Origin of the sequence: Pseudorhodoplanes sinuspersici (assembly GCF_002119765.1) — a bacterium.
Lineage (GTDB): Bacteria > Pseudomonadota > Alphaproteobacteria > Rhizobiales > Xanthobacteraceae > Pseudorhodoplanes > Pseudorhodoplanes sinuspersici.
The window spans coordinates 3,594,138-3,608,159 of record NZ_CP021112.1 but is presented as its reverse complement, the minus strand read 5'-3'; the positions used below and the strand labels follow the sequence as shown (position 1 = coordinate 3,608,159).

General features: G+C 59.7%; 18 protein-coding genes. 8 read left to right on the top strand and 10 right to left on the bottom strand.

Annotated elements, in window-relative coordinates; genetic code table 11:
* Window positions 1-153: 153 nt before the first annotated feature.
* Window positions 154-855 carry a fumarylacetoacetate hydrolase family protein gene (locus CAK95_RS17525; RefSeq protein WP_086089072.1) on the top strand — a complete coding sequence of 234 codons (702 nt, stop codon included), beginning with the start codon at window positions 154-156 and terminating at the stop codon, window positions 853-855.
* Window positions 856-1,102: 247 nt separating this feature from the next.
* Here the strand turns inward: CAK95_RS17525 and CAK95_RS17520 are convergent, their stop codons facing one another.
* Window positions 1,103-1,591, bottom strand: a complete 489-nt coding sequence (locus CAK95_RS17520) for a VOC family protein (RefSeq protein WP_086089071.1) — start codon at window positions 1,589-1,591, stop codon at window positions 1,103-1,105.
* 21 nt (window positions 1,592-1,612) lie between these two features.
* Window positions 1,613-2,254, bottom strand: a complete 642-nt coding sequence (locus CAK95_RS17515; protein ID WP_086089070.1) for a GntR family transcriptional regulator — start codon at window positions 2,252-2,254, stop codon at window positions 1,613-1,615.
* A gap of 126 nt (window positions 2,255-2,380) precedes the next feature.
* Here CAK95_RS17515 and CAK95_RS17510 point away from each other — a divergent pair, with 126 nt between their 5' ends.
* Genes CAK95_RS17510 through CAK95_RS17495 form a run of 4 tightly spaced genes read left to right on the top strand, consistent with a single transcriptional unit; the run spans window position 2,381 to window position 5,202 of the window.
* A complete protein-coding gene (locus CAK95_RS17510) occupies window positions 2,381-2,728 on the top strand; it encodes a cupin domain-containing protein (protein ID WP_086089069.1) in 348 nt (115 codons plus the stop codon).
* 34 nt (window positions 2,729-2,762) lie between these two features.
* Window positions 2,763-3,737, top strand: coding sequence for a Bug family tripartite tricarboxylate transporter substrate binding protein (locus CAK95_RS17505; protein WP_086089068.1), 975 nt, complete (start codon window positions 2,763-2,765; stop codon window positions 3,735-3,737).
* Between the two features lie 3 nt (window positions 3,738-3,740).
* A complete protein-coding gene (locus tag CAK95_RS17500) occupies window positions 3,741-4,883 on the top strand; it encodes a TRAP transporter substrate-binding protein (protein ID WP_086089067.1) in 1,143 nt (380 codons plus the stop codon).
* 13 nt (window positions 4,884-4,896) lie between these two features.
* Window positions 4,897-5,202, top strand: coding sequence for a DUF1330 domain-containing protein (locus tag CAK95_RS17495; protein ID WP_086089066.1), 306 nt, complete (start codon window positions 4,897-4,899; stop codon window positions 5,200-5,202).
* 39 nt (window positions 5,203-5,241) lie between these two features.
* Here CAK95_RS17495 and CAK95_RS17490 read toward each other — a convergent pair whose 3' ends face one another.
* Complete coding sequence (locus tag CAK95_RS17490) at window positions 5,242-5,565, bottom strand: hypothetical protein (RefSeq protein WP_157699656.1); 324 nt, start codon at window positions 5,563-5,565, stop codon at window positions 5,242-5,244.
* Between the two features lie 198 nt (window positions 5,566-5,763).
* Window positions 5,764-6,381 carry a glutathione transferase GstA gene (gene gstA, locus CAK95_RS17485; RefSeq protein ID WP_086089064.1) on the bottom strand — a complete coding sequence of 206 codons (618 nt, stop codon included), beginning with the start codon at window positions 6,379-6,381 and terminating at the stop codon, window positions 5,764-5,766.
* 233 nt (window positions 6,382-6,614) lie between these two features.
* Between gstA and CAK95_RS17480 the strand changes: the two genes are divergently transcribed.
* A complete protein-coding gene (locus CAK95_RS17480) occupies window positions 6,615-6,860 on the top strand; it encodes a hypothetical protein (protein WP_086089063.1) in 246 nt (81 codons plus the stop codon).
* Window positions 6,861-6,878: 18 nt separating this feature from the next.
* Here the strand turns inward: CAK95_RS17480 and CAK95_RS17475 are convergent, their stop codons facing one another.
* The 5 genes from CAK95_RS17475 to CAK95_RS17455 all read right to left on the bottom strand — a co-directional run bounded on the left by CAK95_RS17475 (window position 6,879) and on the right by CAK95_RS17455 (window position 11,491).
* Complete coding sequence (locus CAK95_RS17475; RefSeq protein ID WP_086089062.1) at window positions 6,879-7,583, bottom strand: ABC transporter ATP-binding protein; 705 nt, start codon at window positions 7,581-7,583, stop codon at window positions 6,879-6,881.
* A complete protein-coding gene (locus CAK95_RS17470) occupies window positions 7,583-8,317 on the bottom strand; it encodes an ABC transporter ATP-binding protein (RefSeq protein WP_086089061.1) in 735 nt (244 codons plus the stop codon). Before CAK95_RS17470 ends, CAK95_RS17475 begins: the two co-directional genes overlap by 1 nt.
* The gene (locus CAK95_RS17465; protein WP_086089060.1) at window positions 8,314-9,318 is read right to left on the bottom strand and encodes a branched-chain amino acid ABC transporter permease; all 1,005 of its coding nucleotides are present in this window, start codon (window positions 9,316-9,318) and stop codon (window positions 8,314-8,316) included. Before CAK95_RS17465 ends, CAK95_RS17470 begins: the two co-directional genes overlap by 4 nt.
* Complete coding sequence (locus tag CAK95_RS17460) at window positions 9,315-10,187, bottom strand: branched-chain amino acid ABC transporter permease (protein ID WP_086089059.1); 873 nt, start codon at window positions 10,185-10,187, stop codon at window positions 9,315-9,317. The genes CAK95_RS17465 and CAK95_RS17460 overlap by 4 nt, the downstream gene beginning before the upstream one ends.
* A 65-nt stretch (window positions 10,188-10,252) precedes the next feature.
* Window positions 10,253-11,491, bottom strand: coding sequence for an ABC transporter substrate-binding protein (locus CAK95_RS17455; RefSeq protein ID WP_086089058.1), 1,239 nt, complete (start codon window positions 11,489-11,491; stop codon window positions 10,253-10,255).
* A gap of 240 nt (window positions 11,492-11,731) precedes the next feature.
* Between CAK95_RS17455 and CAK95_RS17450 the strand changes: the two genes are divergently transcribed.
* The gene (locus tag CAK95_RS17450; RefSeq protein WP_245303443.1) at window positions 11,732-12,121 is read left to right on the top strand and encodes a MarR family winged helix-turn-helix transcriptional regulator; all 390 of its coding nucleotides are present in this window, start codon (window positions 11,732-11,734) and stop codon (window positions 12,119-12,121) included.
* 153 nt (window positions 12,122-12,274) lie between these two features.
* On the opposite strand, the gene hppD is transcribed toward CAK95_RS17450, so the two are convergent.
* Window positions 12,275-13,402, bottom strand: a complete 1,128-nt coding sequence (gene hppD, locus CAK95_RS17445) for a 4-hydroxyphenylpyruvate dioxygenase (protein WP_086089057.1) — start codon at window positions 13,400-13,402, stop codon at window positions 12,275-12,277.
* Window positions 13,403-13,529: 127 nt separating this feature from the next.
* Here hppD and CAK95_RS17440 point away from each other — a divergent pair, with 127 nt between their 5' ends.
* Window positions 13,530-14,003: an Lrp/AsnC family transcriptional regulator gene (locus CAK95_RS17440; RefSeq protein WP_086091491.1), complete on the top strand. Its 474-nt coding sequence runs from the start codon at window positions 13,530-13,532 to the stop codon at window positions 14,001-14,003.
* Window positions 14,004-14,022 lie beyond the last annotated feature (19 nt).

The following is a 14,022-nucleotide window of genomic DNA, read 5'->3' as shown; positions in this document are numbered from 1 at the left end:
AATGGTAATCTGCCCCCGCAAATCACCGGCGCGCTTTGACGCTGATGAGGGCTATGCTATTGCGAGCCGCGTCTGCGGCCAACGGCAAATGACACCTTTGGCCGCATCTCCCGCCGTTCTCCGGCTCCATGTGACAAAAAAGCATCAACACAGATGAGCGATTCCTACGTCATTCCGCAGCCACCGCAGGCTGTCCTTGCGGTCAAAGGCTCCGACAAGAAGTTTCCGGTCCGCCGGATCTGGTGTGTCGGGCGCAACTACATCGAGCACATCCGCGAAATGGGGCAGGACGAACGCGCGCCCCCGTTCTTCTTCGCCAAGCCGGCCGACGCGATCGTTCCGGACGGGTCGGTGGTCCCTTACCCGCCGCTGACGAAGGACATGCATCACGAGGTTGAACTCGTGGTCGCGCTGAAATCCGGCGGTATCAACATCAGCCCGGACAAGGCCAATGACTGCATCTGGGGCTACGGCGTCGGCATCGACCTGACCCGCCGCGACCTGCAGATCGCCTCGCGCGACGTGAAGCGCCCGTGGGAAATCGGTAAGGCGTTCGACGCATCGGCCCCCTGTGGTCCGCTGACGCCGGCCTCCGAGATCGGCCATCCGGCCAAGGGCCGCATCAGCCTGAAGGTCAACGGCGTCGTGAAGCAGGACGGCGACCTCGACCAGATGATCTGGAACGTGCCGGAGACGATCTGGAAGTTGTCGGAAATGGTGGAGCTCGCCGCCGGCGACATCATCATGACCGGCACCCCGGCCGGCGTCGGCCAGGTCAATATCGGCGACAAGATCGAATGCGCCGTAGACGGCCTCAGCAGCCTGAGCGTCACCATCGGCAAGCCGAAGGCCTGATCGCTTTCAAGCAACAAGAAGCCCTCGCAGCGTTGCTGCGAGGGCTTTTCTTTTGTGAGTCGGTATCATCATTGTTCGGATCATCACCGCGCTTTTGCGGTAGCGGACCGGGCAAACGTTTCCCACCCGGGAGCGCTAGAGCATGATGCCGAAAGGTGCGAAGCGGTTTTCGGACGACATCATGCTCTGACGTATTAGCATCGATCACGTTTATGATTTGGATCGATTCGATCCAAATCATCGTGATCTAATGACTTCGTGACGAAGCCCCCTGCCCTTCATCCTTGAGATCACTGGCCATCACCTGTGGCTTGCGCCCCTTGGCTTCCGCATTAGCAAAGTTCAACTCGATCTTGATCCCGTTCGGATCGAACAGAAACAACTGATAAAGCCCTTGTGAATCGACCTGACGTTCCGTGAACTGAATGTTGCGCTGTTCGAAATGCCGGATCATGCCGTGAAGGTCCGACGCATGAAATGCGATATGATCGATCACGCCGGTGCCTTGAGTCTCCTGTGATTGCTGCCCCACATAGGCGATGCGATTCTTGGACACGTCCTTGCCGCCCTGCGTCAGATGCAGAACATCCTGATCGCCGATATAGAGCCAATAGACGGGAAACTTGAAATCCGGCGTATAACCTTCCTTGAGGCCCAGCACGTCGACATACCAGTTCTTGGTCTTCTCGACATCATCCGACTGAACCAGGAAATGCTGCATATGATTGAGCGGCATGCTTTTCTCCCGTTGTTATTATCATGGAACGATGGCTGGGCTCGCAAGAGCCTGAAACGTCCGCTCGCGTGACGCATCGATATGGTTTTTGACGATTGCGGCGGCACGGCGCTTGTCCCGCCTTTGCATCGCCTGGACGAGCGCGAGATGATCGTTGTTGAAGCGTGTGAAATCCGGAGGCTGATCGAGCCGCGTCACGCTGACAAAGGTAAAGCGGTCGAACTGATCGTTGAGCTTGGTCGCGGCATCAGCAAGGCGCTGGTTGCCGCAGACGCGCGCAAGAGAAGAATGAAACTGCCGATTGGCCTCGATCCATTCCGGGATTGGCACCCTTGCTTTTGTCAGCAGATGATCGTGTAACGAGGCGAGTGCTGCATCGCTCGCATGCGTGATCGCGCGCATCACGCAGGCGCGCTCGTAAAGATATCGCATCTCGTACATCTCGCCGGCTTCCGTCAGCGAAATGGGTCGGACGCGATATCCGCTGCGCGGCTGCACATCGACGAGGTTTTGCTCCTGCAGCCGAAGGAGCGCCTCCCGAACCGGCGACTTCGACACGCCGAACCGCTCCGCCAATTCCTGCTCAAAGACCTTCGATCCTGGCGCCAGGGCGCAGGACAGGATTTCACGGCGGAGCTGGGCATAGACGGAGATATCAGTCATCGACCATCTAAGATACTAGATTTCATCTACTGAAACACAAAATACCTATTTCCTCAATCAATATAAGGCTGTTGACAGATATTCTAGTCATCTAGAATATCAAATAAAAATATTGGGAGGAATAACATGCCGATGTATCGGTGGGACGATCTGGAAGAGGTTGAGCTCAATCCACTGATCCACGGCCGGGTCGTCGAGGTGCCGAACGCCATGCTGGCGCGCATCAAGGCGCCCAAAGGCCCGATCAACATGCATCGTCACGATTTCGATCAGATCACCCACATGCTGGCTGGCAAGATGCGCTGGGTCATTGACGGCGAAGAGCCGCGCATTGTCACGCCGGGCGATGTGCTGCTCATGCCCGCCGGCGTCGCGCATGGTGGCGAGGTGCTCGAAGACGCCGAATATCTCGATATCTTCGCGCCCGGACGACAGGATTTTAGCTGGTACAAACAAAGGCTGCCGCAGAAGTAGCCTTTCATAAACTTGGTTCAAGGGAGGATCTATCATGCGGCCTTTCGGTCGAATGCTTCTGCTTGCCTTGTTGAGTGTTGTGACGATAGCGCCCTCCTCGGCGCAAACGAATTTCCCGGTACGGCCGATCACGCTGGTCGTACCGCTTCAGGCGGGAACGGCTTCCGACCTCGTTGCAAGAATTCTGTCGGAAAAGGTCGGCGCCAAGCTCGGTCAATCCATTGTTGTCGAAAATGCTCCCGGTGCAGGTGGCGCCACCGGTTCGATGCGCGTGGCGCGTGCCGCGCCCGATGGCTATACGATCGGGGCATTGAATAACGGCGTCCATACCGTTCTTCCGCATATCGTTGCCAAACTGCCATTCGAACCTTTCAAGGACTTCGAGCCGATCACGCAGCTTGCGCGATTTCCCAGCGTGCTGATCGTCAACAAGGAATTGCCGGTCCAGACGCTGAAGGACTTCATCGCGCTGGCCAAGAAAGATCCGGGCAAACTGAACTACGCGTCCGTCGGGCCGGGCAGCCCGCAGCACCTGGCGATGGAACAGCTTAAAGCCGATGCGGGCATTGACATGACACATGTGCCCTATCGCGGCGGCGCGCAGGCGACACAGGCCATCGCGGCCGGTGAAGTGAACGCCTTCTGGATCGCAACATCTGTCGCCCTTCCCTTCATCGAAGCCGGAACGGTGCGAGTGCTGGCTGTAGGCGACAAGGCCCGAACGAAGACTCTGCCGAATGTTCCGACGGTCGATGAAGCCGCCATTCCCGGCTACGAATACATGGCTTCGCTGGCCTTGTTCGCACCCGCCGGTACGCCGAAAGATGTTCTTGATCTGCTTCGCCGCGAATTTACGGCCGCGGTGAACGATCCCGACACCATCGCCAAACTGCAAAAGGCCGGGCTCGAGGGACGCAGTTCGACTCCCGAGGAACTGCAGTCCTGGCTCAAGACTGAAATGGCGCGTGTCCAGACTCTGGTCGAGCGGGTCGGGCTGCAAAAGAACTAAACCATGAACATCAGCGAGAGCAGCTTGCGGGCGGCCGACATGACGGTCGCCCAGGCGATGCACCAGACTTCGGTCGCTCAGGACTGGCTTGCCGGCCGTTACGCCGATCAAGCCGCCGAAGACGTCCGTTATACGGGAGACACCATCACCTTCACGGTGACGGGCCACCCGCCCGAGACAGCGGCCGCTGTCGTCGATGTCATCAAGCCGGCGATTCGTGTTCTCGAGCGCATGAGCAGGGACAAGATCCGGGTTGAGGATTATTGGGGCGCCTCGCGCCACAAAGACCGTGATGGCGTCGCCGCATTGAATGATGGCCGGTCAGATCTGGCGCCGATCTATTCCGGCTGGGATGCAAAATCCTATCCGCTGGCGCAGGGCCTGCAATTGCCGGGACTGTTTTCCAACTCCGATATCGGAACGCTCGTATCGGAGGAGATTTACGCCGACTATCTGCGCACGGATGTCGAACGGCAGGGCATCAAGATGGGCCGGCTCAAGATGTCCGGCCCCTATCATCTGTTCAGCATGCATCCGATCCGCTCACGCGACGACCTCAAGGGGCTGCGGATCGGCACGACGGAAGGCATCGAGGCCGCTGTCATGCACGCGCTCGGCGCGGAGCCCGTCCCGCTATCGTCGCTGGAGATGAATCCGGCGCTCGCCGGCGGCAAGATCGATGCGATGCATCTGGCGGATGGGTCATCCGAAGTGTTCGGCATCGGCAAAATTGCACGCTACCGGACGGCTCTTGGCTGTGTGCGGCAATGCCTTGAATTCGGCCTGTCGCATCATTTCTGGAGCCAGTTGCCGCAAGACTTGAAACGGGTTGTGCATAACTGGCTTCGCGCCGAAGCCCAGGCCGAAACGCAGATCTTCTACGGCGTCGCCGGTGCCAAAGCCCGTGACCGTTTCCAGGAACGCGGCATGGAGTTCATCTACCTGCCGGATGCGGAATATGGACGCATCGCCGAAGCGGTTCAGCCGCTCGTTGAGCAGTTCATCGCCGACGAAGAAGCCGCCGGACGGCCGGCGCGCACGATGCTGAAGGACATCGAAGCGCGCAATGCGGCTCACCGCAACAAGACAGCGAACGATCTGATGATGGATGCCATCGTCAACCCCGTTGCCAAGATCAACGACTGATTGGGACTGTTACATGCCTGCTTACTGGTTAGCACGATCCGTCATTCACGATCCAGTTGCCTACAAGCGCTACACGGATCAGGTGCCGAACATCATCAGTCAGTTCGGCGGCAGGGTTCTCGGCCGTGGCGGCCGCGCTCAGGTGATGGAGGGACCGCAAAAGTGGCAGCGCTTTGTGGTGCTGGAATTCCCGACCTTCGAGGACGGGGTCCATTGCTTTGAGTCCGAGATCTACAAGAACGCCGCCGCCCATCGCCGGGCATCGGGTGTCAGCGAAGCTGAAATTGTCATGCTCGACGCAGGCGAATTCACGACATAACCGCCGCTGCGTCGCCGTTCATTTCACCGTGGAGCCAGCTCAGCGGTTCGAACAAGCCGAGAAACGGCCATAGCCGTCATCGACATAGCACTGGTTTCGAAGATATTCCGGGACGCGATAAGGTCTGCCATCCGGTCCGATCGATGGGTCCGCTGAGCCACGATAATAGCGCGGCGCATCGCTATAGGCCGGCGCGTTGTAACTGCGCACAGGGCGGCGCTCATTGTAGCGCTGGCCTGAAATTTCGTCAGAACGGACGGTTCCGGTATTGGGCTTCCACGTCGGCAGCGAAGTGGCGGTCAGCGGGAGAGTTGCGGTGACCACGACGGTCGAGGCCACCAGGATTGTGCGGAACGAAACCATCTTGCGCATCCTTCAAGGGGAATTGTCGCATGTTGTACGGGGTTAACCCATGTTCCGCGAAAATAGTCCCCTCGACCGGTTCCGTGCCTTCTCAATTCTTCGAGACCCAGCGACGTGCCAATCCAATCGGCCTCATCCTGGAGGACGCGGCGAAGCCGCCATCTCGAAGGATGGGGCCAGATTGTCCCTCTCGAGCAATCAAGCCGCGGCCTTGATCAACCCCTCGGCCTTCATTGCCTCATGCACGGCCGGACGCGCCTTCACGCGGTCCTGGAACGCCTTCAGGTTTGGCCATTGCGCGACATCGATATTGTGGAAGCGCGCCCAGTTGCTGACGACGAACAGATAAGCGTCGGCAACCGTAAAAGTGTCCCCCATCAGATATGGCTTGCCAGCGAGGTGCGCATTGATGCGATCGAACGCCTTGATCACATTCTCCTTGGCAATCGTCTTGTATCCGTCCGGCGTGTCCGGCTTGAACAGCGGCGTGAACTGCTTGTGCAGTTCGGACGTGATGTAATTCAACCACTCGAGCACGCGATAGCGCTCCATCGAACCTGGCTTCGGCATCAAGCCTGACTCGGGCTTCATGTCGGCAAGATACTGCACGATTGCCGGGCCCTCCGTCAGCGTCTCGCCATTGTCGAGTTTGAGCACCGGCACCATGCCGAGCGGATTGACCGACAGGAAGTCGTCGCCACTGGCTGTCTTCTTGGCCCTGTTGTCGACCCGTTCGATCTCGACCGGCAGACCGGCCTCGCGGAAGACGATGTGGGGAGACAGCGAACAGGCACCCGGCGAATAATAAAGCTTCATGGCTTTCCTTCCTGGCGGTAACGCAATGAGGATTTCACGTCCGGGCAGTGGCTTAGCGGCCCGCCTGTGGCGTTGGCAAGCCGGCGCCAGCGCATGACACTATTTTGACGGTGCAGCCTCCGTCCCCGGTGATCAGCCATGCCGAGAAACCGGCGTTGGGGGGATTCACAAGGGGGAACCAAATCAGATATGGCGGGTTGAACGTGCCGGTTCACGTTTCGTTTGGGAAAGCCATGACGCCCCTCGCCGCCCGCAAGATCGCCCGTGTTGCCGAGCCCGATCCGTTCGGAGACGTGACCATCGCCCCTGCCGCGATGACTGGCCAATCAGAGATCCAACTCGCCCGGGCCATGGCCCGCGCGCTCGGAGATACGACGCCGACCACGGCCTCGCAGGCGCTGAGCCATCTGCGCTCGCTGTTTCCGGAAGCGCCATTGACGGTTCGCGTTGCGGCGCTCAATTCGCTGATGCGGCGCTAGCGAGCCGGTCGCTCTCTATTACATCCCCAAATAAGCCTGACGCACGCGATCGTCAGCCAGCAATTCATCGCCGGTGCCGCTCAAGGTGACGCGGCCATTTTCGAGAACGTAAGCCCGGCTCGCCAGTTTCAGCGACACCGCCACGTTCTGCTCCACCAGCACGCAAGTCAGCCCATCGCGATTGAGATCGCGAATGCTCGCCAGCACGTCCTGTACCAAGGCCGGCGACAGGCCGAGCGAGGGCTCATCGAACATCACGAGTTCAGGCTCGCCCATCAGACAGCGGCCGATCGCCAGCATCTGCTGCTCGCCGCCGGACAATGTCCCGGCCGCCTGTTGCAAGCGCTCATTGAGACGCGGAAACATCTCCAGCACGCGGTCGCGGTTTTTCGCGCGCGTCGCACGCGCCCGCGGCAGCATCGCGCCCATGTCGAGATTTTCCGACACCGACAAATTCGGGAAAATCTGCCGGCCTTCCGCCACCTGGCCGATGCCGAGATCGCAGACCTTGTAACTCGGCATGCCGGCAATATCATTGCCGTGGAAACTGATGCGGCCGCGTGCCGGCTTAACCATGCCGCCGATGGTGCGGATCAGCGAAGTTTTGCCTGCACCATTGGCGCCGACAATCGCGACGATGGCGCCCTTCGGAATCTCGATCGACACATCGTCGAGCGCCTGCGCGTCGCCATAGAATACATCGAGCTCGTCGACCTTCAGCATCAGTGGACGGCCTCCGCGCCGAGATAGCACGCCAGAACGTCCGGATTGCGCGTCACGACTTCCGGCGCACCTTCCGCGATGACCTTGCCGTAATTCACCACCACGATATGCGCCGACAACGCCATCACCGCGCGCATCACATGCTCGATCAAGAGAATGGTGAGGCCGGTGTCGCTGTTGAGCTTGCGGAACACATTGACCATGCGGTCGGTTTCGGTCGGGCGAAGCCCCGCCATCACCTCATCGAGCAGCAGGATCTTCGGCTTGGTCGCAAGCGCGCGGGCGACCTCGAGGCATTTGCGATCGGGCAGCGTGATCCCGGTCGGGCGTGCATGGCGCTTGTCGCCGAGGCCGAGAAGATCCAGCATCGCGTTCGCGTAATCGCGCGCTTCCTTGACGTCGTCGGTCCAGGTCAGCGCACCAATGGCGGCGTTTTCCTCGACCGTCAGGTCGTTGAAGGGACGCACGATCTGGAAGGTGCGCCCGACGCCGGCCCGGCAGATCTGATCCGGCCGCTTGCCAAGCAGTGACTGGCCGTCGAGAAACACATCGCCGGTATCCGGCCGGAATACGCCGGCAATCATGTTGAAGATCGTGGTCTTGCCGGCTCCGTTCGGGCCGATCAGCGCCTGGATCGAACCGGGCACGACGTCGAAGGTGACATTTTCAACGGCCTTCAGGCCGCTGAAGCTTTTTGAAATGCCCCGGACGGAAAGCGATGCCGCGGAACTCATGACTTGTCTCCCGGCTTGCGATCCAACTTGAGCAAGCTGGAAATCCAGGGCCACACGCCCGACGGCCGATAGAGCACGATCAACGCAACGCACAGGCCCCAGAAGAACTGCTTGATACCATCGATCTTGACGCCTTCGGTCAGGCCGGTCAGCGTTTCGCCAAGCGGCGTGAGGATGAAAGCGCCGATGATCGGGCCAAACAACGTCCCGACCCCGCCGACGATGGGAGCCAGGATCATCTCGATCGAGCGGTTGGTGCCGAACGTCGCCTCGGGAAACAGGTTGTTATAATAGAACGCGTACCAGACGCCGGCGATGCCCGTGAGGCCCGACGAAATCGCCACTGCGATCATCTTGTATTTGAAGAGATGAATGCCGCTCGCTTCTGCGGCCTGCTGATCCTCGCGGATCGCCTGCCAGTAATAGCCAAGCTTGGAATTCAGCAACCAGCGGCACAGCGCCAGGGCAACACCGGTCATCGTCAGGATGACGTAATAGAACATCACCGGCGTGCCGCGCAGATTGATCAGATCGACGCCGGAACGGTTCGACACCGGGAGGAACAATCCTTCGGTGCTGCCGAGCCAGCGGGTGTGATCGACCATGATGCCGGTGAATTCGGCGAAGGCGATGGTCAGCAACGCGAAATAAACGCCGTGGATCGCAAAACGAAAGCCGAGATAGCCGATCAGGCACCCCATCAGCACCGACAAGGCAATCGCGGCGAATACGCCGATCACCGGCGGAACGCCGAAATGGATGAACAGCGCCGCGCTGGCATAAGCGCCGATGCCGACGAACAGCGCATGGCCGAGCGACAGCAATCCCGCAAAGCCCAGCATCAGATTCCAGGCCTGGCCGATATAGGCGAAGTAGAGAACGATGATGAGAACGCTGAGGATGTAATTGCTGACCAGGAACGGCGCTGCAATGAGCGCTGCCGCGAACACCGCAAGCAGTACAAGTCCGTGCGCGGGCACGCCCTCGAACAAACGGTTCATCGCTGCACTTTCCCGAGCAGACCCTGCGGACGGAACAACAGGACGAGAATAAGCAGCCCGAAGCTGAAGGCGGTCTTCAGGGACGGCTGCAGCAGGATGCCGGCCATCGCCTCCGACATGCCGATCAGGATGCCACCCAGGAGCGCGCCCGGCAGACTGCCCATGCCGCCGAGAATGACGACAATGAAGGCCAGCAGCGTATAGGGCGGCCCGAGATAGGGATGGACGTCGACGATCAGAAGCATGATTGCGCCCGCCGCACCGATGCAGGCGCAACCGATCGCGAAGGTCAGCGCGAACAGATGCCGCACGTTCAGCCCGACCACCAGAGCGCCGGTGTAATTGTCGCCGCAGGCGCGGATCGCCTTGCCGGTGTCGGTGTATTTGAAGAAGGCGAACATTGCCGCCGACGCGACCAGGGCAGCGATGCCGGCATAGACCCTCACTTTGTCGATGATCAGCGGCCCGACTGCGAATGAATCATAGGCGTAAGAGACATTCACGCCCTGCGCGTCGGGACCGAACACCATCAGACACACCGCGATCAGCATAACCGCAATCGCCGCCATCAACAGAAACTGGAAATAGTCATGAAGATGGGCGACGCGACGCACCACCCAGTCCTGCAAGAGATAACCGAACCCGAACAGCGCCACCGCAACAACCGGTATCGCCAGCAACGGATCGATGCCGAGCTGCCGGAACAGCACCAGCGTGACGAACATGCCGAGCACCATTAGCTCGCCATGCGCGAAATTGACGATGCGGATGACGCCGAAAATGACCGATAACCCGAGCGCGCTGAGGCCATAGATCAGCCCGGTCAGCAAACCGCTGATGGCGACGTTGAAATAAATGTCTGTTGGCAAGATAGCGTCCCGCGAAGAAGGCGCCCCGGCCGCGTTGCGGCCGAGGCGCTATCGACAAAGAGAGATTAGCGCTTCGTGTAGGACGGCGCCGGCCACGCAACGGTGGCGTCGGTCGCCCCTTTCGGCGCAACGGTGACCAGTTTGCCGCCGCGGTTCTGGATGGCCGAATTGCGCAGCTTGTCGTTCTGGCCCTTCTCGTTGAACATGATGCCGGGGCCGGTAGAGACGTTATCCGTGATGTTGGTGGTGCGGATCGCATCGGCCAAAGCCTTCGGATCGGTCGAACCGGCGCGCTTGTAAGCGTCGGCGGCGGTCAGCAGAGCCTCGAAGGTGTAGACCTGATTGGTATTCAGGTTCACATCCGGATGTGCCTTGGCGAGCGCAGCCGTCAGCGCCTTGGTCAGCTTCTTGGTCGGGTCGTACCACGGCACGAAGCTGATCGGACCATCCGACATCTTGCCGAGCGTCTTGATATATTGGTCCTCGTACCAGCCTGGGCCCATGCTGAGCACACCCATGCCGTCCCAGCGCTGTTTGATCAGTTCGCGAGTCACCAGGATCGCGTCATTGAGACGGCTGACGACGAGAAGCGCTTCGGCACCGGTGCCCTTTGCCTTGGCGACTTCGACCGACAGGTCGCGCGCCTTCGGATCATAGGAGATCGTATCCAAGATCTTATACGGCATGGGGATCTTTTCGAGCACCGCGGCCATGCCCTTCTGCATCGATACGCCGAAGGTGTCGTTCACATGCATCAGCGCGACGGTCTTTGGGGTCTTGCCCGTCTGCTCGAAGATTTCCTTCTGGTTCTCGAACGCATCGATGAGGATGCGGCTGGCGACCGGGAAATTGCGGAAGACGAACTTGTAGCCCTGTTCGGTGATCGGCGGGGCCGCAGCGATGTTGATGATGTAGGGAATGCCGCGCTGCTCGGCGACCTGCGCGATCGCAGTCGACTGACCGGAATCGAACGCGCCGACCAGGAGCTGAACGCCTTCATTGATCATCTTTTCGGCCTGGGCGCGCGCGATCTGCACGTCCGATTCGGTATCGCCGTTGATGATCTGAAGGGCCGGCATGCCGATGTCCTTCAGAAGACCCGGCGTAACGTCGACGCCGCGCTGGCAGTCCTGACCGATGCCGGCCAGCACGCCCGAACGCGGCAGCAGCACGCCGACCTTCAGGGCCGCGCCCTGCCCGCGGACGATGTTGAACGGCGCGGTGCCGGCGACGAGACCCGCGGCGCCAAGGCCAGCGGCGAACGTGCGGCGTGAAACGCCCGATTGATGGAATTTGCGGCTCATTTCGAACTCCTCCCTTTCCGGTCCCTACAAGAGACCCATGTTGGGTCCCCTTTTCTTATTGTTGCAGTCAACTTGCAATGGGCTGACCCGGCTCTGCGGCGTCATGACGACGCCCGGCCAGCTAACCCCTTTCCGCTTTCCTATAATTGTTGTTTATTACAATCAATGTCGTCAACAACAATAATGCCGGGCTGGGTTTTTCAGCCTTAATACTTAAGACCCGGCGGGAGGAAGCAGATCATGACCGAGGGCGCCATTAAAGGCGGTACCTTACCGGGCTCGTCCGTTGCTGCATCGCAATCGGGGCGGCGCAACCGGCGCGAGATCGATCTCGATGTGCTGACGCAGCATCTTGGCTATTTCCTGCGCCGTGCGCAGGTGTGGGTGTTCCAGGATTTCATCAAGACGCTGTCGGCGATCGACCTGCGGCCGGCGCAATATTCGGTGATGGTGGTGATCGGCGCCAATCCGGGCCTGTCGCAGGCGGAGCTGGCGGAGCGGCTGGCCATCGAGCGTGCGCGGTTGGTGCATATGCTGGATCATTTACAAAAACGTGGCCTGACCGAACGCCTGCCCTCGCCGACCGACCGGCGCACGCATGCCCTGCAATTGACGCGCGAGGGGCAATAACTGCTGAAGCGCGCCAAGGCGCTGGCCGCCAAGCACGAGGCACGGCTCGCCGAAAAACTTGGGCCCGATGCGCGCGAGCAAATGTTGCAGCTCCTGAGAGGAATGAGGGAAGACACGTAAGCGTCTTTGCCTTCGGCAAGTGTCCCGGAGTGACTATCCCTCAACCGCACTTTGTTCGGGCTTCAGCACGCCCCGCCGGATCTGATCCTCTTCAATGGACTCAAATAAGGCGCGGAAATTGCCTTCCCCGAAGCCGTCATCGCCCTTGCGCTGGATGAATTCGAAAAAGATCGGCCCCAGCACGGTGCCGGAGAAGATCTGCAGCAGCACCTTGGTCGAACCGCCGTCGACGACGCCTTCGCCGTCGATCAAAACGCCGCTGTCACGCAGCTTCTGCACTGCCTCGCCGTGGCCAGGCACGCGTTGATCGATCTTTTCGTAATAGGTCACAGGCGGTGACGGCATGAAGGGCAGGCCATTCGCCGTCAGTTTCGCGACGCTGTCGTAAATGTCCCGACAGCCCATCGCCACGTGCTGAATGCCCTCGCCGCGATATTCGCGCAGATATTCCTCGATCTGCGACTTGTCATCCAGCGACTCGTTGATCGGGATACGGATCTTGCCGCATGGCGAGGTCATCGCGCGGGACACGAGGCCGGTGAGCTTTCCTTCGATATTGAAAAAGCGGATGTCGCGGAAATTGAACAGTTTCTGATACCAGCCGGCCCAGTGATCCATGCGTCCGCGCCGCACATTGTGGGTCAGGTGATCGAGATAATAGAGACCTGCCTGTTCCGGCTTTGGATTGCGCTCGCCGGTCCAGATAAAATCCACATCCCAGATCGAGCCTTTGTCGCCATAACGGTCGACGAAATACAGAAGCGAACCGCCAATTCCCTTGATGGCGGGAATATTGAGCTCCATGGCGCGCACGCGCGTTTCGCCGGCCTCAGCGCCCAGCGACAACGCGCGCTCATAAGCATACCGCGCGTCGACCACGCGAAACGCCATGGCACAAGCGCAAGGACCGTGTTCAGAAGCGAAGCGTTGCGCAAAGGAATCCGGTTCGGCGTTGACGACGAAATTCACATCGCCCTGCCGCCATAGCGTGACATTCTTCGAGCGATGCCGGGCGACCGGCAGGAAGCCCATGCTTCGGAAGACGGCTTCGAGCTGTTCAGGATCAGGATGGGCAAATTCGACGAATTCGATCCCGTCCGTCCCCATCGGATTCTCGTCGGAAATGATGGCAGCCGGCGCATCGTGGGGGAATGGTCCCATGGTGTCTCCTCACCTGAAATACACTTTATCGTTGCCGCAATCGTAAGCCAGCGGCCGCACAATTCCCGTGCAAAATTCGCCAATATTGCTTATTGTATACATGATTTCCGCGAAAATGACGGTTTTTATGCAAGAATCAGTCACTCTCGATTCGGCCGATCTCAAACTCCTTTCGGCTCTTCAGGACAATGGAGCCATGACCAATCAGGAGTTGGCAGAAGCGGTGCATCTGTCGCCGTCGCAATGTTCACGTCGCCGCCAGCGGCTTGAGCAAGCCGGAGTGATCCGGCGCTATCGTGCCGATCTCGATCCCGTAAAGCTTGGCTTCGGCATCACCGTCTTTATCTTCGTCGCGCTCGCCACCCATTCACGCAACAACGCGGCTCGTTTCCGAGATCTCGTCGCAAGACTCCCCGCAATCCAGGAAACACACGCGCTGACGGGAGATTCCGACTATTTGCTGAAGGTTGCCGTGAAAGATCTTCCGGCATTGTCGGCTTTGGTCAATGACGTGCTGCTGCCGCACGAGTCGGTCGAGCGCGTGAAGTCCAGCATCGTACTCGAGACCTTAAAGCACGACCCGCGATTGCCGATCGGGTGAGTTCGTCATTCCGGGACGG

Coding starts and splice junctions, on each gene's coding strand:
- CAK95_RS17525 (WP_086089072.1), top strand. CDS start 154: ATGAGCGATTCCTACGTCATTCCGCAGCCACCGCAGGCTGTCCTTGCG.
- CAK95_RS17520 (WP_086089071.1), bottom strand. CDS start 1,591: ATGCCGCTCAATCATATGCAGCATTTCCTGGTTCAGTCGGATGATGTC.
- CAK95_RS17515 (WP_086089070.1), bottom strand. CDS start 2,254: ATGACTGATATCTCCGTCTATGCCCAGCTCCGCCGTGAAATCCTGTCC.
- CAK95_RS17510 (WP_086089069.1), top strand. CDS start 2,381: ATGCCGATGTATCGGTGGGACGATCTGGAAGAGGTTGAGCTCAATCCA.
- CAK95_RS17505 (WP_086089068.1), top strand. CDS start 2,763: ATGCGGCCTTTCGGTCGAATGCTTCTGCTTGCCTTGTTGAGTGTTGTG.
- CAK95_RS17500 (WP_086089067.1), top strand. CDS start 3,741: ATGAACATCAGCGAGAGCAGCTTGCGGGCGGCCGACATGACGGTCGCC.
- CAK95_RS17495 (WP_086089066.1), top strand. CDS start 4,897: ATGCCTGCTTACTGGTTAGCACGATCCGTCATTCACGATCCAGTTGCC.
- CAK95_RS17490 (WP_157699656.1), bottom strand. CDS start 5,565: ATGGTTTCGTTCCGCACAATCCTGGTGGCCTCGACCGTCGTGGTCACC.
- gstA (WP_086089064.1), bottom strand. CDS start 6,381: ATGAAGCTTTATTATTCGCCGGGTGCCTGTTCGCTGTCTCCCCACATC.
- CAK95_RS17480 (WP_086089063.1), top strand. CDS start 6,615: ATGACGCCCCTCGCCGCCCGCAAGATCGCCCGTGTTGCCGAGCCCGAT.
- CAK95_RS17475 (WP_086089062.1), bottom strand. CDS start 7,583: ATGCTGAAGGTCGACGAGCTCGATGTATTCTATGGCGACGCGCAGGCG.
- CAK95_RS17470 (WP_086089061.1), bottom strand. CDS start 8,317: ATGAGTTCCGCGGCATCGCTTTCCGTCCGGGGCATTTCAAAAAGCTTC.
- CAK95_RS17465 (WP_086089060.1), bottom strand. CDS start 9,318: ATGAACCGTTTGTTCGAGGGCGTGCCCGCGCACGGACTTGTACTGCTT.
- CAK95_RS17455 (WP_086089058.1), bottom strand. CDS start 11,491: ATGAGCCGCAAATTCCATCAATCGGGCGTTTCACGCCGCACGTTCGCC.
- CAK95_RS17450 (WP_245303443.1), top strand. CDS start 11,732: ATGACCGAGGGCGCCATTAAAGGCGGTACCTTACCGGGCTCGTCCGTT.
- hppD (WP_086089057.1), bottom strand. CDS start 13,402: ATGGGACCATTCCCCCACGATGCGCCGGCTGCCATCATTTCCGACGAG.
- CAK95_RS17440 (WP_086091491.1), top strand. CDS start 13,530: ATGCAAGAATCAGTCACTCTCGATTCGGCCGATCTCAAACTCCTTTCG.